Origin of the sequence: Photobacterium salinisoli (assembly GCF_003614885.1) — a bacterium.
GTDB lineage: Bacteria > Pseudomonadota > Gammaproteobacteria > Enterobacterales > Vibrionaceae > Photobacterium > Photobacterium salinisoli.
Genome location: NZ_QZMS01000007.1, coordinates 145,115 through 165,712, shown reverse-complemented (window position 1 = coordinate 165,712; position 20,598 = coordinate 145,115). Strand labels below are relative to the sequence as shown.

The 20,598-nt window shown below is 49.3% G+C and carries 21 protein-coding genes and 1 tRNA gene; 9 read left to right on the top strand and 13 right to left on the bottom strand.

All coding sequences use genetic code 11. The features are described from left to right. Positions 1–17: 17 nt before the first annotated feature. From flgF to D6M16_RS01450, 7 genes are all read right to left on the bottom strand, one after another. The gene (gene flgF / locus D6M16_RS01480; RefSeq protein ID WP_120510258.1) at positions 18–767 is read right to left on the bottom strand and encodes a flagellar basal-body rod protein FlgF; all 750 of its coding nucleotides are present in this window, start codon (positions 765–767) and stop codon (positions 18–20) included. Positions 768–998: 231 nt separating this feature from the next. After that, the gene (flgE, locus tag D6M16_RS01475; protein WP_120510257.1) at positions 999–2,300 is read right to left on the bottom strand and encodes a flagellar hook protein FlgE; all 1,302 of its coding nucleotides are present in this window, start codon (positions 2,298–2,300) and stop codon (positions 999–1,001) included. A gap of 93 nt (positions 2,301–2,393) precedes the next feature. Further along, positions 2,394–3,107 carry a flagellar hook assembly protein FlgD gene (flgD, locus tag D6M16_RS01470; RefSeq protein ID WP_120510256.1) on the bottom strand — a complete coding sequence of 238 codons (714 nt, stop codon included), beginning with the start codon at positions 3,105–3,107 and terminating at the stop codon, positions 2,394–2,396. 18 nt (positions 3,108–3,125) lie between these two features. Then, positions 3,126–3,542: a flagellar basal body rod protein FlgC gene (gene flgC / locus D6M16_RS01465; RefSeq protein ID WP_120510255.1), complete on the bottom strand. Its 417-nt coding sequence runs from the start codon at positions 3,540–3,542 to the stop codon at positions 3,126–3,128. 3 nt (positions 3,543–3,545) lie between these two features. Continuing rightward, on the bottom strand, positions 3,546–3,941 hold the full coding sequence (gene flgB / locus D6M16_RS01460) for a flagellar basal body rod protein FlgB (protein WP_027253914.1): 396 nt from the start codon (positions 3,939–3,941) through the stop codon (positions 3,546–3,548). Positions 3,942–4,144: 203 nt separating this feature from the next. After that, on the bottom strand, positions 4,145–4,975 hold the full coding sequence (locus D6M16_RS01455; protein WP_120510254.1) for a CheR family methyltransferase: 831 nt from the start codon (positions 4,973–4,975) through the stop codon (positions 4,145–4,147). Between the two features lie 19 nt (positions 4,976–4,994). Then, positions 4,995–5,912, bottom strand: coding sequence for a chemotaxis protein CheV (locus tag D6M16_RS01450; protein ID WP_120510253.1), 918 nt, complete (start codon positions 5,910–5,912; stop codon positions 4,995–4,997). Positions 5,913–6,050: 138 nt separating this feature from the next. Between D6M16_RS01450 and flgA the strand changes: the two genes are divergently transcribed. The 4 genes from flgA to D6M16_RS01430 all read left to right on the top strand — a co-directional run bounded on the left by flgA (position 6,051) and on the right by D6M16_RS01430 (position 8,540). Continuing rightward, entirely contained in the window at positions 6,051–6,758 is a 708-nt protein-coding gene (flgA, locus tag D6M16_RS01445; protein ID WP_120510252.1) for a flagellar basal body P-ring formation chaperone FlgA, read from the top strand. An 81-nt stretch (positions 6,759–6,839) separates the two neighbouring features. Further along, positions 6,840–7,151 (top strand): flagellar biosynthesis anti-sigma factor FlgM, encoded by a 312-nt coding sequence (flgM, locus tag D6M16_RS01440; RefSeq protein ID WP_120510251.1) that lies wholly within the window; start codon positions 6,840–6,842, stop codon positions 7,149–7,151. Between the two features lie 42 nt (positions 7,152–7,193). Next, positions 7,194–7,619: a flagella synthesis protein FlgN gene (locus D6M16_RS01435; protein WP_120510250.1), complete on the top strand. Its 426-nt coding sequence runs from the start codon at positions 7,194–7,196 to the stop codon at positions 7,617–7,619. A 279-nt stretch (positions 7,620–7,898) separates the two neighbouring features. Beyond that, positions 7,899–8,540, top strand: a complete 642-nt coding sequence (locus tag D6M16_RS01430; protein WP_120510249.1) for a trimeric intracellular cation channel family protein — start codon at positions 7,899–7,901, stop codon at positions 8,538–8,540. A gap of 64 nt (positions 8,541–8,604) precedes the next feature. Here the strand turns inward: D6M16_RS01430 and D6M16_RS01425 are convergent, their stop codons facing one another. Together D6M16_RS01425 and D6M16_RS01420 are read right to left on the bottom strand one after the other, a co-directional pair. Beyond that, a complete protein-coding gene (locus D6M16_RS01425; protein ID WP_120510248.1) occupies positions 8,605–9,033 on the bottom strand; it encodes an LPP20 family lipoprotein in 429 nt (142 codons plus the stop codon). Positions 9,034–9,041: 8 nt separating this feature from the next. Further along, the gene (locus D6M16_RS01420; RefSeq protein ID WP_046219554.1) at positions 9,042–9,677 is read right to left on the bottom strand and encodes a FlgO family outer membrane protein; all 636 of its coding nucleotides are present in this window, start codon (positions 9,675–9,677) and stop codon (positions 9,042–9,044) included. A 255-nt stretch (positions 9,678–9,932) separates the two neighbouring features. Between D6M16_RS01420 and D6M16_RS01415 the strand changes: the two genes are divergently transcribed. From D6M16_RS01415 to D6M16_RS22125, 3 genes are all read left to right on the top strand, one after another. Further along, positions 9,933–11,075 (top strand): flagella assembly protein FlgT, encoded by a 1,143-nt coding sequence (locus D6M16_RS01415; RefSeq protein ID WP_120510247.1) that lies wholly within the window; start codon positions 9,933–9,935, stop codon positions 11,073–11,075. Between the two features lie 55 nt (positions 11,076–11,130). Further along, a tRNA-Arg gene (locus D6M16_RS01410) sits at positions 11,131–11,207 on the top strand. A gap of 280 nt (positions 11,208–11,487) precedes the next feature. After that, positions 11,488–11,661: a hypothetical protein gene (locus D6M16_RS22125; RefSeq protein WP_162940893.1), complete on the top strand. Its 174-nt coding sequence runs from the start codon at positions 11,488–11,490 to the stop codon at positions 11,659–11,661. An 89-nt stretch (positions 11,662–11,750) separates the two neighbouring features. Here the strand turns inward: D6M16_RS22125 and gltX are convergent, their stop codons facing one another. Continuing rightward, the gene (gene gltX / locus D6M16_RS01405) at positions 11,751–13,175 is read right to left on the bottom strand and encodes a glutamate--tRNA ligase (protein WP_120510246.1); all 1,425 of its coding nucleotides are present in this window, start codon (positions 13,173–13,175) and stop codon (positions 11,751–11,753) included. A gap of 252 nt (positions 13,176–13,427) precedes the next feature. Here gltX and D6M16_RS01400 point away from each other — a divergent pair, with 252 nt between their 5' ends. After that, the gene (locus D6M16_RS01400) at positions 13,428–14,066 is read left to right on the top strand and encodes a YccT family protein (protein WP_120510245.1); all 639 of its coding nucleotides are present in this window, start codon (positions 13,428–13,430) and stop codon (positions 14,064–14,066) included. A 225-nt stretch (positions 14,067–14,291) separates the two neighbouring features. Here D6M16_RS01400 and D6M16_RS01395 read toward each other — a convergent pair whose 3' ends face one another. From D6M16_RS01395 to zipA, 3 genes are all read right to left on the bottom strand, one after another. Continuing rightward, positions 14,292–15,422 (bottom strand): porin, encoded by a 1,131-nt coding sequence (locus D6M16_RS01395; protein WP_120510244.1) that lies wholly within the window; start codon positions 15,420–15,422, stop codon positions 14,292–14,294. A gap of 567 nt (positions 15,423–15,989) precedes the next feature. Continuing rightward, complete coding sequence (ligA, locus tag D6M16_RS01390) at positions 15,990–18,002, bottom strand: NAD-dependent DNA ligase LigA (protein WP_120510243.1); 2,013 nt, start codon at positions 18,000–18,002, stop codon at positions 15,990–15,992. Between the two features lie 198 nt (positions 18,003–18,200). Further along, positions 18,201–19,304: a cell division protein ZipA gene (gene zipA / locus D6M16_RS01385; protein ID WP_120510242.1), complete on the bottom strand. Its 1,104-nt coding sequence runs from the start codon at positions 19,302–19,304 to the stop codon at positions 18,201–18,203. A 380-nt stretch (positions 19,305–19,684) separates the two neighbouring features. Here zipA and cysZ point away from each other — a divergent pair, with 380 nt between their 5' ends. Beyond that, positions 19,685–20,452 carry a sulfate transporter CysZ gene (gene cysZ / locus D6M16_RS01380; protein WP_120510241.1) on the top strand — a complete coding sequence of 256 codons (768 nt, stop codon included), beginning with the start codon at positions 19,685–19,687 and terminating at the stop codon, positions 20,450–20,452. Positions 20,453–20,598 lie beyond the last annotated feature (146 nt).

Below are 20,598 nucleotides of genomic sequence, written 5' to 3'. Positions count from 1 at the left end.
TGTTATTCCTTTCCTAATTAGCCCAAACGCAACAGAGACGAGGACGCCTGGTCCATTTCCTCTGCGGTTTTCATTAACTTAACTTGCATTTCAAAATGACGCTGAAGATCTATCATGCTGGTCATTTCTCCTACGGCATTTACGTTACTGCCTTCCAGCGCACCACTCAGCAGAGTAACCTCTGCATCGGCATCAAATATCTGCGCCGGCACTTTGGATTTGAACAGACCATCAACGTCTTTAAAGAGCTCACTATTGTCCGGCTTGACCATTTTGATACGATCAACCACTTCCATCGCATCGGCTGGTGCACCCTGCGGGCGAACCGACACAGTGCCGTCTTTACCGATTTCAATTTTGCTGATTGGCAGAGGAATAAAAATCGGACCGCCATTTTCACCGACCATCAGGCTGCCGTTGCTGTTTTGCAGCAATCCTGTCTGATCGATTTTCAGATGACCGGCACGGGTATAAGCTTCCTGGCCGCTGGCATCCAATACCGCCAGCCAACCGTTGCCTTCTACCGCAACATCCAGATCACGGCCGGTTGTCATCACGGCTCCCTGGGCAAAGTCCTGCCCCGGTCTTTCTGTCATGGAGAACACGCGGGACGGCATGCCTTCGCCAAACGCCTGCATACTCCGCGCCTGTTCTAAATCAGCGCGAAAGCCAGTCGTACGAACGTTAGCCAGGTTATTGGCATGAAGCTGCAAGCCATACATATCTTGTTTAGCGCCGCTCATTGCCAGGTACAGTGCACGATCCATTTCGAGTCTCCCAATCAGTACTGCTGCAATAGAAGCAATATACGTACCAATTTGGTAAATAACTGAAAAACAGTATTGAGGTCACGAAAGATCAGGTAATTAGTGAGAGATGCTTTCCATAACAACGACAGGAATTCAGTGGAGTGCCAAAGAAATGGCGTACAAGCAATGTGCTCAGGACAAATATTGCCGCCTGCGAAGGCACAGGCGGCAATATCAGACGAAGTAGGTTTAGCGAATCTGCAGTATGGTTTGCTGAAGACTGTTGTCGACTTCCAGGGCGCGGGAGTTGGCCTGGAAATTACGCTGAGCGGTGATCAAATCCACCAGCTCCTGAGTCATGTCAATGTTTGACTGCTCCAGCGTACCGCTTTTGACTGAACCAAAGGCACCGAAGGTCGCCTCGCCCCAAACAGCCGCGCCAGATTCCTGGCTTACCGCCCACTGTGTCCCACCTTTGGAAAGCAAGCCCTGTTCATTCGGTACTCGTACCATGCCCACACGACCCAGGGTAATGTTTTCCCCGTTACTGTAAGTGGCCACAATAGAGCCTTTGGCATCAACGTCCACTTTGGCCAGATAGCCTGTGGTAGCGCCATTTTCACTGAATTTACGCACTTCAAACGGCGCCGCAAACTGAGTAGGGGCATCGAAGTTAAAATTCAGTGTCTGTGAGCCGTCCGCACCGTTCATGCTCAGACCCGCCGCACTGAAGGCCTCAGAAATCATCGGATTACCGCCATTCACCTGGGCCACGGTTCCGTCGAAGTTAAAATCCACCAGGGCACCGGTATGACCCGCGATATTGGTTGCCTCACCGTCGGCAATATCCAGTGGCTTCTCACCGTCGGCATCCGTGACGGTATAGAAGGTCGCCCAGCGATTTGGCTGCGTATTGTCCTTCACATAATAACTGGTCATTTTGTATGGCTGACCTAAGGAGTCATACATGGTGACAGATGTGGATTTGTTATAGGTATCCGGGTCTTCAAAGTTAAACTGGTTGATATCTTTCGGATCGCCGTTGGCAGGCAGGTTAACACCAATCTCGACCTGACTGGTGGCTTTCGGCTGACCAAACTGATCCGGCACTTTCAGTGCCTGTGGTTCATAAGAGATCACCTGATCCGTTTCCTGATCCACACCGTAACCCAGTAAGAACTGATCTTCTGAGTTGACGATATAGTTATCTTTGTCCAGATGAAAAGCCCCGTTACGGGTCAGGCTGTTATTATTCGGTTCCAGACGCTGGTCTGAGACGGCAAAAAAGCCGGTACCGGATATACGCAAATCCATCGGGTTGTTGGTATAAATACTGGAACCTTCATGGAATTGCTGAGCCACCACAGAATTCTGGACACCGCCACCTGTGGTGGTTTTGGTGTTGGAAAAAATGGAGCTTGAATACACATCACCAAATTCGGCCCGCGACTCTTTAAAGCCGTAGGTATTGGCGTTGGCAATGTTGTTACTTGTGGTGTTCAGATCTTTCTGGGCGGCGCCCAGTCCACTCAGTGCGACATTAAAGCCCATAGGTGACTCTCCTGAATTCTGTGTACAGCGTACTTATTGTTCACCAGCCGCAGCGTATCAACTGCCGCTGGTGATTTGTTAATGCGTCTGGCGTTATGCTTTGCCGACTTCCAGCACTTCAGCCAGCTTGATCGGGGATTCAAATCCAGCCAGATTCAGCATGACGTTGCCGTCACCATTGCCCAGCAGCACGCTGTTCACATTGGCGTAAGTCGATACGTCAAACTCTGAGTTCTTGCCGTCAGCCAGTCCGCTGACTTTCAGCTGATATTTGCCGGCTGGCAACATATTGCCGCGGTCATCTTTGCCGTCCCATGCCACGCGATGGTCGCCGGCAGGCTTGGAGCCTAAATCGAAACTGCGGACCAACTCGCCAGCGGCATTCTCAACCCGGACGATCAGGTTATTGAGCGATTGCGGCAGCTTAACCATTCCCGCAACGCCACCTTCTGCTGTTTTCGAGCCGGTTGAGTTCGGCACCAGCACATCACGGCCAACCAGCGAAGAGGCCTGCAGCGCCTGATTGGATGTCATGGCCGCGTTCAGACCGCCAAACTGTTCGTTCATCTTGCTGATGCCGTCTACTGTGGCAAACGACGCCATCTGTGCAATCATCTGGTCATTACCCACAGGCTTGAACGGATCCTGCTGTGACATCTGCTTGGTCAGTAATGACAGAAAATCTTCCTGCTTAAGCTCTTGTTGTCCAGTTACTTTCTGCTCAGACTGCAGTTTTTTCTCCTGCATACTCTTAAGCTGGTCAATATAGGACAAAGGGCTTTGACCTGTGCCTTTAATACCGGTCATGTCAGTTACTCCCTACCCTTATTTGCCCATCTGCAGTGTTCGCATCAGCATCTGCTTACTGGCATCTGCGACCTGAACATTGCTTTGATAGGAACGTGAAGCCGAGATCATGTTTGCCATCTCTTCCATCACGTTAACGTTCGGTTTATAGATATAGCCTTCGGCATTGGCCAAAGGGTGTGCCGGGTTATATTCCGCCGTCAAAGGCTTCTGGCTTTCGACAATGGCTTTCACCCGTACAGGAACGCTTTCTTCACGCTGGTAGCTGGCACTTTGCAACGCCGCTTCAAACACAGGATGACGTGCTTTGTAGGTTTGCGCTGCAGAGCTGCTGACGGTGTTGGCATTCGCCATGTTACTGGCCGTTGTGTTCAGCCGTATGGATTCCGCACTCATTGCCGATCCGGTGACATTAAAAACGTTAAACAAACTCATTGATTATTCCCCTTTTAATGCCTTGCTCAGATTACTGAATTTTGAGCCCAGAAAATCCAGCGATGCCTGATACTCCAGCGCGTTTTGCATAAACAGATTCTGCTCCAGCTGAGCATCAACTGTGTTGCCATCACCGGTATCCGGCTGATCGGGCACACGGTATTTCTGTTCACCCATGACTTTGGTGGAGGCAGCAATATGCCGCTCATTGGTACGGCTGAGGCCAACTTTTGCCTCTGAGGTTGCCGCATTCAACGCACGCTGAAAGTCCATGTCTTTTGCTTTATAACCGGGTGTATTGGCGTTAGCGATGTTACTGGCAAGGGTTTCCGCCCTTTTGCCCCTCACACCAACTGTGTACTGATGCACACCTAATGCTTTATCAAAAGAAATGGCCATCGTCTGCCTCCTGAATCACTTACTGATTTATTTGCAAAGGGCGTGCCAATATTGAAAAGAGCGTGATAGCACAATGAAGTGGAGGCGATGTCGCCAGTGTTGCGGGGCAAAGCACCACGACACGGATGCAAAAAACACAGATGCAAAAAAGGGTCCACTACGGACCCCTTCGGTTCTACTGCATCAGTTCTGATACGATTGAATCATTTCAGCTTGTAGATAATACCCGGGTTGCAGCGGATCATCTCAAACCTGTCAGTCAGTCCGGTCAGAGACTCAGATGCCCCCAGCAGCAGATAGCCGCCCGGGTTCAGACTGGCCGCCATTTGATTGAGCACTTTCGCTTTCATCTCTGGCGCAAAATAAATCAGGACATTACGACAGAAAATAACATCAAACTTACCGAGCAACGCATAGCTGTCTTTCAGGTTCTGCGGGCGAAAATTCACCATCTGCTTGACCTTGCTGCCAATACGCATCCGCCCGTCACCTATAGGTTCAAAAAACGCTTGCCGACGCTCAGGCGACAGGCCACGGCCTAATGCCAGACTGTCATATACCCCAGTTCGGCACATATCCAGCATGGTCTGGGAAATGTCTGTGGCGGTCACCTGAATACCCAGTGGCAACATACCAGGACGACGCTGCTGCGTTTCCAGCACTGTCATGGCGATAGAATAAGGTTCCTGACCCGAAGAGCTTGCTGAAGACCAGATGCGTATCGGCCGCTTATTTGCAGCCAGTTCCGGCAGGATCTTGTCTGCCAGAACGGTAAACGGATAAGTATCCCTGAACCACAGTGTCTCATTGGTTGTCATGGCATCAACAGCCGCGACCCGTAATTCTCGGTTACGGCCACTGATCACTATCTGCAATAATTCAGAGAGTGATGCCAGACCAAAGCGGTTGACCAAAGGACTCAGGCGACTCCGAACCAGATACTGCTTGCTGTCGCCAAGAATGATACCGCACTGGGCTTCCAAGAAACGGCAAAAATCTCGATATTCCTGGTCTTTAATTGTTATGGCTGTCATCTACTACTCTAACGTTAGTTTATTCAGGCATGGCCGCTTTAACTGCTGCGCCAAGTTCATCAGGGTTAAACTTGGGAATAAACGCATTAGCACCGACTCTGTCGACCATGGCCTGATTAAATACCCCACTCAACGAGGTGTGCAGGATAACATGTAAATCTTTTAGTTTGGCATCATTTCTGATGGCCGCCGTCAGGGTATAACCGTCCATTTCAGGCATTTCGATATCAGATATCACCAAATCAAGCTGATTATAGATACTATCTTCTGTTGCCATTTCACGGAGCTTATTCAGGGCTTCTTTGCCATCCTTTACCAGAATGCACTCGCAACCGATTGATTCAATGGCTCGTTGCACCTGTTTACGTGCCACACTGGAGTCATCAGCCACCAGTACGCGGCGAGTGACCGGATTGTCACGAATCATCTCATCCCGCAACGTCTGTGACACTTCAGTGTGCCTTGGCGAAATTTCATCCAGGATTTTTTCCACATCCAGAATCTCAACCAATTCACCATCAATTTCAGTCACTGCGGTCAGGTAATTACCACTGCCTGCACCTTTTGGTGGCGGAAGGATGTCCTCCCAGTTCATATTAATGATTCGCTCAACAGCAGACACCAAAAAACCCTGCACAGAGCGATTAAACTCGGAGATGATCACAAAACAATTTTCTGTGTTCTCAATCGGACGTCCGCCGGTTGCCAGACTCATATCAATCACTGAAATGGTCTGACCACGTATGTGGGCTATCCCTTTTACCAGCGGATGAAGATTCGGCATGGCTGTGAGCTTAGGGCACTGCAGTACCTCTTTGACCTTGAAGACATTAATGCCGTAGCGCTGGCGGCGGTTCAGCTTGAAGGTCAGCAACTCGAGACGGTTTTGTCCCACAAGCTGAGTGCGCTGGTTCACAGAATCCAATATCCCCGACATATAACGTGACTCCAAAGTTGTCGAAATGAATTGTTGTAAAAATAGACAATTTTGAAGGATCAACGGGTAATCCGAGTCAAAATCCCCTATCATGGGGCAATTGTAGCCCCAGAAAGCGACATAAAAAGAGCGAAAAGCGTGACAGGAAGAACACAATTTACACTCTGTTTAATCTTTATCGGCATACTGTGCGGTTTCTTAAGCATGAATGCAATTGCTGCTAGCGATAATATGCTCAGTAATGTGCGTGAGGCAGCAGCGGATCACATCAGAAGTCTGGTGGCCAAACCAGAGCACGGAGAATTGAACATCACAGCCGCCGAGCTGGATAACCGGTTGCGTATTGGTGATTGTCTGGATGCGCTTGATACTTCTGTGCCGGGTAAGCAGTCTCTGACCGGCAATGTCACCGTTCTGGTCAGCTGCCCTTCAACAAATTGGCAGGTTTACGTGCCGGTGCAGGTATCCCTCTTGCTGCCCAGAGTCGTTGCCGCCAGGCCTCTGGCCCGCGGCGCCGTGATTGCAGAGTCAGACCTGCAGGTACGCCAGGTGGAAAGCCGTTACCAGAGAGGCATAGTGTTCGAATACCCTGAGCAAATTATTGGCTCGACGGTAAAGCGTAATATCAACATGGGTGAAGCTGTGCTGGGCAATGACATCTGTCTGGTTTGCCGTAACGATTCCGTGCTGATCAGAGCAGGCCAGAGTGGTCTGAACATAGTGACTAAGGGAACCGCGCTGTCCGACGGCTCCCTGGGTGAAGACATACGGGTACAGAACAACAAATCACGCCGGATTATCAATGCGACAATTACCGCTGTCGGCGAAGTCACAGTGAAGTACTGAGCGAAAAAAATGCTAAAGTTAGTCAGAGCCTTGCCGATAGCAGGGCATCAACGATGAATATCTGTTAAAGGCAACACGATTATGGCAAGTATTGATTCCCTGCGCAGTGGCCAGCTGTTAAGCAACCTGCGCAACAGTAGCAGTACGAACAACACACAGGGCAGGACCGAGGCCAGAGAAGAGTCTGGTCATACGCCACGGGATGCAGTCTCGCTCAGCTCGCAGGCACGTGCGGTCGGACAAATCCATCAGCAACTGGCTGCAGAACCGAGCTTTGATCGTAACAAGGTCGAGTCGATTAAAAATGCCATCAGCAATGGTTCCTATCAGGTTGATGCGGATCGGCTGGCCAGTAATATGCTGCGATTTGAGGACGAATTACGCGGGCTCTGATATTATTCATAGCTCGCAGATTCAGCGCCGGAGTGCAGAAACATGTCGCCAACCATAGAACAATTACTTGCCCAGCAACATGCCACGCTTGAGGCTCTGTTACGCCTGCTAGAGCAGGAAAGGGCCTCAATTGTGAACCGTGAGGCTGGCGACATCACCCGGCACGCCAATGACAAAAAATCACTGGTCGATAAAATTCAGCTTCAGGATCAGCAAATAGCCCGACATACGCAAAGCAGTCAATTGAAAGAAAATCCTGAGCTTACCCGACAGGTAGAGACCATACAGGCGCTGCTTGACGAATGCCGGAGCCAGAACGAGATTAACGGTGCCGCTTTGCAGCGGGCACAGCTCAGTTTCCACAAACTCAACAATCTGTTCCAGCAGAGCCTGGGCCATCACCAGACATACAACAAAGAAGGTGTGGCACAAAATCTGCGGTCCTTAGGTACGAACCTGAAAGCCTGAACAACCACCCTTGCCCGCCATCCGTCATTTATTTGACAATGATGTACTCAACATCACATCACTGCATATGCCTTTATAAATCAAAGTTTCACAAATCGCATTTCTCTTCCCCGTACACATTCGCCGCCTGAATGACCGGCGAGGCTATCTGTTTGGTAACCGGGCGTCAGAATTACGTCAGCTAATGAAACCACTCAAAAATTTCATTGGATATTGACTTGAATCACATTTACCATTGCGACCAATATCTTATCCCTATTCATTAAGAGTCTGATTTTCATGCTATTAACCATTTTATACATTGTCGGGATCACCGCAGAGGCGATGACAGGCGCTCTGGCTGCCGGCAAGCGCCACATGGACTGGTTTGGTGTGATGCTGGTTGCCAGTGCAACGGCCATAGGCGGCGGGACGGTTCGGGATATACTGCTTGGCCATTATCCCCTGAACTGGATTGCCAACCCACAGTATCTGCTTATCACGTGTCTGGCGGGTTTAGCTACCACTTGGATTGCCCCGCTGGTAGTACGCTTTCACAAAATCTTCGTGATTTTAGATGCCCTGGGTCTGATCGTATTCAGCATTTTAGGCTGTCGGGTTGCCATGAATATGGGGCAACCTGTGATCATCTGTCTGGTGGCTGCCGTAGTAACGGGGGTATTTGGTGGCTTGCTTCGGGATCTGATTTGCCGCCGCACGCCATTAGTGCTTCACAAAGAGCTGTACGCGTCGGTCGCATTTATTGCTGCCGGACTCTACATGGCTCAGCTTCACTTTGGCATTTCGGAGAACATCGCAATCGGAGTAACGCTGGTAACAGGTTTTTTGCTGCGCCTTGCCGCAATTCGTTTCAGCTGGCAACTCCCTGTTTTTCGGATAGATGAATCAGCAGACAAGCCGAAAGAAGAAGCAAAGAGTTAGCAGGCAAAGACAAGGCGGCAACCTTACTGGCATAAGGTTGCCGCCTTGTCTGTCGAGATCCCGGTTAGAACATCACTTCCTGATTCGCAGGCACATGATAGACTTCGCCCTGCTGCTTCATGCGCTCCATCTTATTTAAATCGAGCTGCATTTCAGTCACATAGCTATCGCCTACCGGATAGCTGCGGATCACTTCTGCCCCACGAATCACACCGTCCACTGCACCATCGGTTTCTTCAGAATCAAGTTGCTGATCTGTCAGTCCCGTTCTGGCGCTGATTCGCATACCATAGACTTGTTCAGTCAACTCACGGTAAGCATCCACTTTCGAAGCCCGCATCGCACGAATGCGCTTCTCTTCAAGAGTTTGTCCGCGTTGCTCGCTGATTGAGGCGTAGCCAACTGCAGTGAGCAAGTTGATATCGCGAAATTCTGTTAACGGCTGGCAACCAGACAGGGTAATCAGCAAAACAGCCATCCACCAAAACCGCATAGTGACTCCTAAGGTTTTAAAATAATTGAATTATTCTCAAATTTCGTTGCTTCTGAGCGAATCAGGACACCGTTTTCCAAACGCATTTTATTGAGGGTATCCAGGTCGCGTCCGATCCTGTCTTCCGGCAGGAACCCCTGAGCGCTGGCGATAACAACGCGGGAACGCATACCAATCACACGCGCATTGATCAACACCCCGCCCCCCTGACGCAGCATAGTCCCGGTCAGTACATAATCCACAGGTTGCTCAGCAGCCAGTTCCTTCCAGTTACGGCTCAGGGAAAAATCCCCTTCCGCTGTCACGCGAATGGCACCGGTGGCCTTATAATCCACCACAGTGTATCCCAATTGCTGCATGTGATACATAAAGCCTTCGGACACGGCATTCCCCAGCCAGTTTGTTTCATTCATCTGCTGCATATCAACAAATGAGGTCACGGCCAGCGGTGTTTTCGCTGTCAAGTACTGATTCGAGTCGACCAATTGCTTGGTCAGACCTTCAATAAAAAAGTCCATGGTATGGCGAGGCGTTTCTGCCAGCAGAAAATTACTGCCCGTATAGCTCTCTTTACCATTATAAATTGGTGAGTATGCACATGATGCTGTCAGCAGCGACAACAGCAAGATGGTCCATTTTTTCATTCAACCCTGCTCCGGAAGAAACGAGACAATGGCTTTTTATCGTCCGTTATCTCGAAAACTTTACAACTTTTCATTGCCTCGCTCCCAATTTGAAATTTTGGGAACACTCTTTGCATACATCCGCTAGCGACTCAGGATGTTGACACCGCAAAAAGCTGATAGGCTAATCAGCATGAATCCATGGTGATTCAACCTGAACGACACACAAAACTTAGCAATTATCGTACCGAAATCGCTCCCGAGATTGGAATACCTATGAAAAAGACGCTCAGGAAAGCCCTTCTGGGTCTGGGAATGCTCACCGCTTTACCACTCCAGGCCGCCTGGTTTGAGGTGACGGGCCAGGCTATCTTGCTGGAAAGTAAAACATCGGCCCGAACCAATGCGATTGAAGACGCTGTCTACCGCGCTATGTACTATTCAGGGGCTGATTTTTCCAGCTTTGCGCAAATGAAGCCTTACTTTCAGGAAGACAGGCAGGATTATCAGTTCAATGGCACCGAAGTTCGCCACGTGCAAATCAGCAAGGCGTTTATCAAAGACGGCAACTATTATGTCACTGCCAGGGTCGATATTTACCCGTCGGCAAAAAGTTGCCACAACATCCAGTACAAGAAAGGCCTGCTGATCAGTGATTTCTCACTCAGTGTCCCTCAACAGGCGGCGCTGGGGGGCATTTACCAGATCGGCAAAGATTTCACTCAGTTACTCAAGCGACAGATTGGCAAGCAATCGCAGAGCTTTGTCGTGACAGGCACCAGTGAGATCCCTCTTCAGCCTGGCAATCCCGACGCTATGATGATGCTGGCGGAAGATTATGATGCACAATATATCATTAGCGGGCAGGTGACCGATCTGACCTCCACCCTTGATCAAAGCCTGTTATCTGATGACAAAATTAACCGGCAGTTTTCCGTCGAAACCATGGTGATAAACGGCAAAACGGGGGAAATTCTGTCGCAACGGAAATACCGTGAAGTGGCCGAATGGCCGTTTTCCCGAATCAGCCAGGTTGATACCCAAAGCGCCCGCTTCTGGGTCTCACCTTACGGTGCCGCACTGCAACGTCTGAGCCGGAATATCATGCTGGACATGGAATCGTCTCTGGCCTGCCGGGCAAGTCTGCCTGAGGTCATTAATGCACATGGCAATCAGGTACAGATCAATGTCGGCAGAGTACATGGCGTAAAACAGGGTGATGAATTAAAGCTTTGGCATACCGCCGGGTTCATCGACCAGTATGGTATTTCCCGTAATCGGATGGTTGAAACCAACATGACGCTGGTTGTTGACCGTGTCTATGAAACCTCCGCGGAGGGCAGTGTGCAGCAAAGCGATTTGGCGGCCAGCATCCAACCTGGCGATTTACTGACCAAGCAGCCGGCACGCAGATACTAATTACTTAATAATCCATCACTTTTGGGTATAATGGCCTTTCTGCATGTTCAGAAAGGCTCCCTTAGCTCAGCAGGATAGAGCGTCCCCCTCCTAAGGGGAAGGCCGCAGGTTCGACTCCTGCAGGGAGCGCCATTTCCCTTACTCTCTGCATCTCTGCATCTCTGCATCTCTGCATCAGTATTGCCTCACTGGTGAGATAAAGCACACCTTTACCCTGTTCAGGGTGAAATTATTTACCGCTCAGCCAGTCTATTTACATGACACGATTCTGTGTCTTATTAATAATTGAAAAATATGATCTTGTTCTAGTCTAATAGTGATAAAGGCCAAGCAATGGTAGAAAACCAGAGAATCTAACCATAACATTCTCTTTTCACCTGTCACTTTGTGCCGTCACAAAAAGGAGAGAGCTATGAAAAAGTTCGCAATGTTCGTAACAGCAGCACTGATGGCGTTAAGCTTTAATGCGCTGGCTTATACATTGTCCGGAACACCAACACAAATCCCACAAGATGCCATGCAATATTGTGCTGGCGCACAAAACTTCTGGGTTTGCGTGGATACATTTGAAAGACAAAACAAATAGCACTCCACCCAAGAAAAAGCGGAGGCACAGGCCTCCGCTTTTCATCTGAAGATCGTTATCAGCACTCAGCCACTCAATGACAGTACCGGTTACGCATTCGCTTCGCGCTGAGCGATGAAGTCCAGAGCCATTTGAATACGTGAAACTACGCGCTCTTTACCGATCAGATTCATTACAGCATCCACTGATGGTGATTGCCCCTGTCCCGTTACGGCGACACGCAGTGGCATGCCGACCTTGCCCATACCCAGATCCAGCTCCTCACAGGTTTGCTGAATCAGCTGGTGCAATGCTTCAGTATTCCAGCTGTCCAGCGCCCCTGCTTTGGCTTTTGCCAGCTCCAGGGCTTCTTTCGCCACAGGGCGCAAGTGCTTTTTCGCTGCTGCTTCATCAAATGCGGAAAAGTCCTGATAGAAATAACGAGACTGGTCTGCAAGCTCCACCAAAGTATCACAGCGCTCTGCCAGCAGTTTAATCACCTCAGTAACAGCAGGACCGTTGCTGGTATCAATGCCCTGGTGGTCCAGGTGCCATTGCAGATGTTTCGCCACATACTCAGGCTCGCAGGTTTTGATGTAATGATTGTTCAGCCAGCGAAGTTTGTCTGTGTTAAATGCAGATGCAGATTTGCTGATGTCATCCAGGCTGAAGAATTCAATCATTTCTTCTTGCGAGAAAATTTCCTGATCGCCGTGCGACCATCCCAGTCGAACCAGATAATTCAGTAGCGCTTCCGGCAGGTAACCGTCATCACGGTATTGCATCACGCTTACCGCCCCATGACGTTTAGACAGTTTGGCACCATCATCACCCAGGATCATTGCGCAATGGGCAAACTCAGGGACAGGTGCACCTAAGGCTTTGTAGATGTTGATCTGACGAGGCGTATTGTTGATATGGTCTTCGCCACGCACCACGTGCGTAATTTCCATATCCCAGTCATCAACCACAACGCAGAAATTATAGGTCGGGCTGCCGTCAGTACGACGGATGATCAGGTCATCTAATTCACTGTTACTGATTTCAATACGACCACGGATATGATCATCAAAAGCAACACTGCCTTCTTTCGGATTACGAAAACGGATCACAAACGGGGAATCTTCAGTTGCTGCCGCATTGGCAGCAATAATGCGAGGATGATTGGCATCGTAACGGGGCTTCAGGCCAGCAGCCATTTGCTCTTCACGAATTTCATCCAGCAGTTCTTTTGAGCAATAGCACTTATACGCTTTATCTTCAGCCAGCAGTTGATCAACCAGCTGGTTATAACGGTCAAAACGCTTGGTTTGATAATAGGGACCTTCATCCCAGTTCAGGCCCAGCCACTCCATACCTTCCATGATCGCATCAATCGCTTCCTGGGTGGAACGTTCAATATCGGTATCTTCAATACGAAGTACAAATTCGCCACCGGTGTGTTTAGCGTATAACCAGGAATACAGTGCCGTACGGGCACCACCGACATGGAGGAAGCCTGTTGGACTTGGAGCAAAACGAGTTTTAACCGTCATGAAAAGACCTTCAATCAAAAATGATTCAAACGATAAGTGAGCAATAGCGGCATTCTACCACTGACACGCCAATCCTCAACCTGCTATTCAGGCAAGAGATGAAAACCCGCTGCAATTGAGCGCGGCGAGAGTGACCAGCATCAGATTATACAAGTTTGCCGGTTTTACTGCTTTACCCCTGTGACAGCCTCAGTAAACTGTATTTTGATAAACCTTATTCAGAATACCCTTAGCGCTAGAGGAATATCCCTAATGAAACTGAAAAAGTTACTCCTGTCGTCTGCGCTGTTGGCTTTAGCTTCCCCGTCAATGGCGCAGGTAAATGTAGAACTGCCGAAAGGTGTCCATCTTCTGGTAGTCAATGGCCAGGATGCCGGTTATTCCTCACTTGGCTTTAATCATCAACCGGTTCTTGAGCTACCTGACGGACAAAATCAGGTCGTTTTCCGCATTGGGAAAATTGTCATGGAATCAGGCAGTCTGAAGACAAAATACGACTCAGTCCCTATTGTTGCACTTTTTGAAGCCAGCGATACAACATTGAAGCTGGATGTGCCCCGCATTGATACCCTGGCACAAGGCCAGCAATATGATAAATCACCAAGCTTCGACTTGCTCGACAATGGCAAGCCTATTGATGTTAAGTCGGATACGCTGTCTGTTGGTTTTGATATTTCACCGAATTACGTCACATTGACCAAAGAGTACAACCAAACCCAGAGTGTCGCTTCGTTACGCAATGTGCCACAGTCACAAGCAGTAACAACCAAGACTGCACAAGCACCAAGCCACCCCGATGCCGATAACATGCTCAAATACTGGTTCGAGCAAGCCAGCCCGGAGAGCAGAAAAGCCTTCCTGAGCTGGGCAATCAGCAACATGGATAAATAAGCCTGATTAGCTGAAACTGAGAGAACAATCACCACCGCCATTGGCGGTGGTTTTGTATCAGCCATAAAAAAAGCACCTTTAAAGGTGCTTTTGAAATCCCAGTCCAACGCTGACATTGCTTGCCTTAACACGGCTTAGCTTCATCATGATTGCTCAATCAGGCTAAGTAAAAGGACCGGCCATCAAGGCCGGCCAAAATGAAATAAGGCAGTAGCAGTTGAGCAATTAGAAGTAGTATTCTACTCCCCATCCCCAACCGAACTCAGCGTCTGAGTCGTTTTTCGAGATCATGTATGGACGAACATACGTCAGGGCAGAATCATCCAGGAAGTACAGTGCCTGAGCAGATACGATGTAGTCTTCACTACCGGTAACTTCATTTCCGTTCACGTCTGCAGCCAGGTTAGCGGCATAGTTCGCCTTAAATTGCCAGTTTGCTACACCACTGTAAACCGCGCCAATCGAATAGCTGTCCTGATCCATATCGTTACCAGCTACATTGACAGAAGTACCGTCAACAGAGATTGTACCGTCGGTGTAATCGGCTGCTTCAGATTTGAATGCACCATACAGACCAAAGTCACCCAGGTTCAATTCGAAACCAACAAGATATGCATCTGTGTCAGATTTCAGCGATCCTTCAATATCTGTAAAGGTAGCTGGGTTACCAGGTTGCTGTGCAAGGAAAGTATTGTAGAAATCGCTCAGAGCACTGACGTTACGATCTTGACCCAGCTCATAACCTGCGTGCAGTGTGATCATACCCGTTGAGTAATGTGCACCGATACCGTAGAAATTAGAGTCTTTATCAGACTCGGTACCACGACCAGCAGCCAGGTTGAAAGTGAAGCCGCTGTAGTTACCCGAGTCATAACGCACCATGTTTGATTGACGATCGTATCGAGCACCACCTAGTACATCACCGCCCCAGTCAAAGATAGCGCCGGCACGCTGGCCAGAGTAAGGCCAGTCAATCATTTCATACAGAGGCGTCAGCATACGACCCAGACGCACTTTGCCGCCGTCATCAAAGCTCACACCCACGAAAGTATCACGCACACCCAGACCGGAATTGCCGCCGGCATCGCCAACGTTACCGCCTTCCAGCTGCCAGATCAGGTTTGGACCGCGAGCCAGATCTTTAGAGCCGCGCAGACCGAAACGGGATTCATTTTCTACATTCAGTGGTGCGTCGCCACCACCGATTTTATCTTCGCCGAATTGCCAGACAGAGACAGCAACCTGACCGTAAAGATCAACAGAATCTGTTGCTGGTGCTGCTTGTGCTGATGCAGCCATAGTTGCAGCGGCTGCAACCGCAATTCCTAATACCGAACGCTTGAACACATTTTCCATGGAAAAACTCCTAAAAAACTAGCTGTATACCTGCGTCAAAATGGTTGGCCGCCGTTGACGTCAGGTGATTCTCCCCAATATGTCAGTCAAACTTGTAGTGAGTTTGCATTTCCATATTTTTGTTTGGTTGAGAACTTTATAAGTTCACAGCTAAGACTACTTTCGCAGCGCAAAACATCAATCAGAAGTTAATTTGTCGTTAAAAAAATATGATTCAGCGCAAATTTATCCGGTAACAGTGATCCTAGTCATGAAACTGTAATAACAGTAATAAAATCAAAAATAAACACTTGTAAAACAAAAAGTTATAAAAACAACCATCTCATTAATGAGAGCTTGGTAGTAGTTTTTTGCATGTTTCAACAAGTGTTTCATATAAATGTAAGATCTTACTTCTTATGCCATTTTTATTTCATTTCCATTATTTCATCTTGAAATGGCTATTAAAACGCCTTTCAACCGATCATAAAAAACATGATTCGAAAAAAGTCATTCACCCGATCAATAAATAAAAAGCCTGTCTTTGTCAGACAGGCTTTCATCTATTTTCACAACTTAAATAAACAATCAGGATTCGAGTCTGGCAAGCAGTTCCGCTTCATCCCAGATTTCAATGCCCAACTCTTGTGCCTTGGTCAGCTTGGAGCCAGCCGCTTCCCCCGCCACCAGCAAATCCGTTTTCTTGGAAACACTGCCTGTAACTTTGGCACCCAGTGCTTCTAATGCCTCTTTGGCACCGGTACGGCTCAGCTGAGAAAGCGTGCCTGTCAGTACGACCACCTTACCGGCAAGAGGCAATTGCGAGTCATCCACCGGCTTTTCAATATCTGGCCAGTTAACACCTTGATTTAACAAGTCAAAGATAACTGCCCGATTATGTTCTTCCTGGAAAAAATTATGTGTGTGGGCGGCAACGACTGTCCCGACATCAGGTACTTCAACAAGCTGCTCCTGCGAGGCAGCCATAACGGCTTCCAGCGTTAAGAAATGTCTGGCCAGATTGGCAGCAGTTGCTTCACCAACTTCCCGAATCCCCAAGGAGTACAGAAAACGAGGCAAGGTCGTCTGCTTTGCCTTCTGGAATGCATCAACCAGCTTCTGGGCCGACTTCGGCCCCATACGCTCAAGGCCTGTCAGTATCCCGGCAGACAGCTTAAATAAATCGGCAGGTGTCTCGACCATCTCCTTGTCGACCAGTTGCTCAATGACCTTAGTCCCACAACCATCCACATCCAGTGCCTTGCGCGATACAAAGTGTTTTAAGGCTTCTTTACGCTGAGCCTGGCAAATCAGGCCGCCAGAGCATCGTGTCACCGCCTCACCTTCCACACGCTCAAGTGCAGACTGGCACACAGGACACGCTTGCGGGAACACAATGGCCTGTGCATCATCAGGACGACGGGAAAGAACCACAGAGACAACTTGCGGAATCACATCGCCAGCGCGGCGAATTACCACAGTATCGCCAATCATGACACCCAGGCGGGCAATTTCATCTGCATTGTGCAGTGTGGCGTTACTTACTGTGACTCCGCCCACCATCACTGGCTGCAGCTTGGCAACAGGCGTAATCGCTCCGGTCCGGCCAACCTGGAATTCCACATTATTCAGCAGGGTCAATTCTTCCTGTGCCGGAAATTTATACGCTATGGCCCATCTTGGCGCTCTGGCAACAAACCCGAGTTGCTGCTGATGGCCGATACCATCCACCTTAATGACAACCCCGTCTATCTCGTAACTCAGCGCCTGACGCTTTTCTCCGATCCCCTGATAAAAAGCGATCACTTCACCCAGGCTATGCAGCAAGCGCGTTTCCGGGCACATTGGCAGCCCCCAGTCTTTCAGCTGGCATAAGCGCTCATACTGACTGTCAGCCAGCTCCGCGCCTTCGACAACACCGACTGAATAGGCATAAAAGCTCAAAGGCCGGGTAGCTGTGATACGGGGGTCCAGCTGACGCAGGCTGCCAGCTGCTGCGTTACGCGGATTGGCGAAGACTTTCTCACCTTTTTTGGCTGCCCGGGCGTTGAGTTCTTCAAAGCCTTGTTTGGGCATGAAGACTTCACCACGCACCTCAAGGCGTGCAGGCCAGTCGCTTCCGCGTAATTTCAAAGGAATGGCGCGAATGGTTTTCACATTGGCAGTAATATTCTCGCCCGTGGTGCCATCGCCACGCGTGGCAGCCTGAACCAGTACGCCGTTTTCATACATCAGGCTGACGGCCAGGCCATCCAGCTTAGGTTCACAACAGTAAGACACTGTCGCCGTTGCTGCCAGACGCTCTCGGATTCGGCGGTCGAAGCTGTGCAGTTCCTGGTCGGAAAACGCATTATCCAGCGACAGCATTGGCAATTCATGATTGATCTGAGTAAAAGCCGCCAAAGGCTCACCGCCAACACGCTGGCTGGGTGAGTCAGCCGTAATCAGTTCAGGATGCGCAGCTTCCAACGCCAGCAATTCTTGCATTAAACGATCATACTCAGCGTCCGGGACCTCAGGATTGTCCAGCACGTAATACCGGTAGCCATGATAAGCAAGCTGCTCGCGCAGGGCAGTCAGCCTGGCTTGGATGTCTGTCATTTTTCTTTTCCTACATCAATTCTTATCGCTATCACTAGCGGGTATCAGGACGGCATTGTCAGTGACGTTAGCACCCGGGGACAATGGGCCATCACTCAGCCTTCTTAGTCATATTGCCGTTTCCTGAGCACTAAAACACAGGGCCCCTAACCGGGGCCCTGTTATTCATAAAATCTGGGCAATATTCACGCCAATCGGTTACAGGTATTTTTTCGCTTTTTCCCGGTAACCTTTCAAGCGCTGCGGCGTAATCAAGTTACGCTCGTGATCCAAAATATCAGCGCCCATCTCATCGGCAATGCGCTGTACGGTTTGCAGCATCAGATTGAAATTGTCATCTGCACGGCCGTGGCACGGAAGCATCAGATAAAAAGCGATGCCAGGAGTTGCAAATTCTTCCAGGTGATCTTGAGGGAAGTAACCTGGGCTGACCATGTTAGCAACAGTAAAGAGCACAGGCTCAGTGCCTGCCAGATCAGCATGACGATGATAGACAGAATTTTCGCCATAAATCAGATGATGCCGTTCCAGACACTGGAACAACTTCACACCCATCAGCATTTCACCACCACGGGCATGCACATTGAGAACCAGAAAATCAGGTTCAGGTGGCTGCTCTTCAACCTGCACCTTTTGCGCTACGGCTATATCAGCTTCTGCGACTGACTGCTGTGAAAGCACTTCTTCTTGCTCGGCAGCAAATGACGCCTGTTCCGGTGCAGAATCTGAGCCTGAGTCTGAAGCCTCACCCGACACAGTTAATGACGGCTCCGAAGCCTGAACTGGCGCATGTTCTTCAATGGTTTCCGGTATTGACTGCCAGACGGATTCCGGTTCTGGCTCTCTCGTCGGTACCGATGCCTGTACCAAGGCTTGGGTCGACTCTTGAGCTGATTCCTGAACCGTTTCCCTTGGCTGTTCGGTTGGCGTTGCCGGATGAGCTTCCATCTCAACCGCCAAATTGGACGTGGCAGGCTTGCGTTCTTGATCATCAGGCTCGGCGGCAGCACTGAACAGGGGATCAATCGCCAGTTCGTCACCGAAATGCAGCTCTGGCTCTTTTCGCTCTGTGCGCTTTACCGCCCCTTCAGGAACCGGGCTCCCGGCAACAACTCTGACCGAGCCTATGCCATCCTGATCAAAGCCTTCATTATCTTTTTCCTTTCCCTCAGCCAATCGGCCAATGGGCTTCTCGCCGAACTTGGCGGGTTTGTCCTTCCGGCTTGACCACAATCCGTGCAACAGAAGCGCTGAAATAGCCAGCACTCCCACAATAATTAGAACCAGACGCAATTCCTGCATTATGAATACTCTGAATAACTTGTTTACCTGACAAAGACGGCCTGAAGCAGTGAATCCATTCAGTCTGAATATGATTGCTGTTCAGACGCAGACCAACTTAGCGAGTCACACCTGAGATTTTTTGTTGAACTAAACAGCCTATCTCATGAAGGTATTATCCTTAATGTATCAAAACTCAAATCCGAAAGAGAAGTTCAATGTTGTGATTGATGTCATATAGTGCATTTGAGCACAATTTTCCGCCAAACTGCTGGCAAAATTGACTTAAGAGACTATGCACCCCAATTGATTAGTAGTTATAGATGCCGTTACTATGCCTGCATCCATATCCTGACGCCTTAGATTGGCATTGCAACAGGAAATCCAGTAGGAGACCAACGATGTCTAAAGCGACATATAACACCACCCCGATTGGCGGGGCTGGTTATTTTTTTCGCGGCGTTTCTCTGGCGATGCAGCCAGGCACACGTCGTTTTGTGATCATCCCTTTATTAATCAATATCCTGCTTTTTGGTGCTGCATTCGGATACACACTGACTCAATTGGATGACTGGATTAACGGCTGGCTATCCAGCCTGCCCGGTTGGCTGGATTGGCTGTCTTATCTGTTGTGGCCTTTATTAGCCATCGCATTGCTTGTCATACTGTCCTATTTTTTCAGTACGATAGCCAATTGGGTAGCCGCGCCGTTTAACGGACTGTTAGCTGAACACCTGGAAGCCAAGCTGACTGGGGAAGCGCCGCCTGATGCCGGCATAACCGCTATCATCAAAGATCTCCCCCGTATCCTGCACCGTGAGTGGGTCAAACTGAAATATTACCTGCCCAAAGCCCTGGGCTTACTGATACTGCTATGGATTCCTGCAGTGGGACAAACACTAGGCCCGGTACTGTGGTTTCTGTTCAGTGCCTGGATGATGACAATTCAGTATGTCGATTACCCTTTCGACAATCACAAGATCCCCTTCAATACCATGCGTGATGCGCTTAAAGAACGTCGCGGTAAATCACTCAGCTTCGGCAGCCTCGTTATGCTGTGTACCATGACACCGATTCTGAACCTGTTTGTCATGCCTGTCGCCGTTTGCGGCGCAACAGCAATGTGGGTTGATCATTACCGGCACCCCATGCTTACTCGTCGCCAGTAAGCCACGCCAGAGAGGAGCTTTGCTCCTCTCTTCTCTCGACTTTTTCTCGGTTCAATATGCTCTCAGTATCACTTCATGTTACTCATAAGGAATAATAAAGCGGCACAGTTCACACCTTTTCTTATAACTCTAAGATATAACAATAA

Excerpts from the sequence above, each read along its gene's own strand:
- flgD (WP_120510256.1), bottom strand. The coding sequence starts at position 3,107 with ATGACCGGTATTAAAGGCACAGGTCAAAGCCCTTTGTCCTATATTGAC.
- D6M16_RS01435 (WP_120510250.1), top strand. The coding sequence starts at position 7,194 with ATGTCGCCAACCATAGAACAATTACTTGCCCAGCAACATGCCACGCTT.
- flgC (WP_120510255.1), bottom strand. The coding sequence starts at position 3,542 with ATGAGTTTGTTTAACGTTTTTAATGTCACCGGATCGGCAATGAGTGCG.
- ligA (WP_120510243.1), bottom strand. The coding sequence starts at position 18,002 with ATGACAGACATCCAAGCCAGGCTGACTGCCCTGCGCGAGCAGCTTGCT.
- flgB (WP_027253914.1), bottom strand. The coding sequence starts at position 3,941 with ATGGCCATTTCTTTTGATAAAGCATTAGGTGTGCATCAGTACACAGTT.
- D6M16_RS01425 (WP_120510248.1), bottom strand. The coding sequence starts at position 9,033 with ATGCGGTTTTGGTGGATGGCTGTTTTGCTGATTACCCTGTCTGGTTGC.
- D6M16_RS01430 (WP_120510249.1), top strand. The coding sequence starts at position 7,899 with ATGCTATTAACCATTTTATACATTGTCGGGATCACCGCAGAGGCGATG.
- gltX (WP_120510246.1), bottom strand. The coding sequence starts at position 13,175 with ATGACGGTTAAAACTCGTTTTGCTCCAAGTCCAACAGGCTTCCTCCAT.
- D6M16_RS01395 (WP_120510244.1), bottom strand. The coding sequence starts at position 15,422 with ATGGAAAATGTGTTCAAGCGTTCGGTATTAGGAATTGCGGTTGCAGCC.
- D6M16_RS01455 (WP_120510254.1), bottom strand. The coding sequence starts at position 4,975 with ATGACAGCCATAACAATTAAAGACCAGGAATATCGAGATTTTTGCCGT.
- flgE (WP_120510257.1), bottom strand. The coding sequence starts at position 2,300 with ATGGGCTTTAATGTCGCACTGAGTGGACTGGGCGCCGCCCAGAAAGAT.
- zipA (WP_120510242.1), bottom strand. The coding sequence starts at position 19,304 with ATGCAGGAATTGCGTCTGGTTCTAATTATTGTGGGAGTGCTGGCTATT.
- D6M16_RS01450 (WP_120510253.1), bottom strand. The coding sequence starts at position 5,912 with ATGTCGGGGATATTGGATTCTGTGAACCAGCGCACTCAGCTTGTGGGA.
- flgF (WP_120510258.1), bottom strand. The coding sequence starts at position 767 with ATGGATCGTGCACTGTACCTGGCAATGAGCGGCGCTAAACAAGATATG.
- flgM (WP_120510251.1), top strand. The coding sequence starts at position 6,840 with ATGGCAAGTATTGATTCCCTGCGCAGTGGCCAGCTGTTAAGCAACCTG.
- cysZ (WP_120510241.1), top strand. The coding sequence starts at position 19,685 with ATGTCTAAAGCGACATATAACACCACCCCGATTGGCGGGGCTGGTTAT.
- D6M16_RS22125 (WP_162940893.1), top strand. The coding sequence starts at position 11,488 with ATGAAAAAGTTCGCAATGTTCGTAACAGCAGCACTGATGGCGTTAAGC.
- D6M16_RS01400 (WP_120510245.1), top strand. The coding sequence starts at position 13,428 with ATGAAACTGAAAAAGTTACTCCTGTCGTCTGCGCTGTTGGCTTTAGCT.
- D6M16_RS01420 (WP_046219554.1), bottom strand. The coding sequence starts at position 9,677 with ATGAAAAAATGGACCATCTTGCTGTTGTCGCTGCTGACAGCATCATGT.
- D6M16_RS01415 (WP_120510247.1), top strand. The coding sequence starts at position 9,933 with ATGAAAAAGACGCTCAGGAAAGCCCTTCTGGGTCTGGGAATGCTCACC.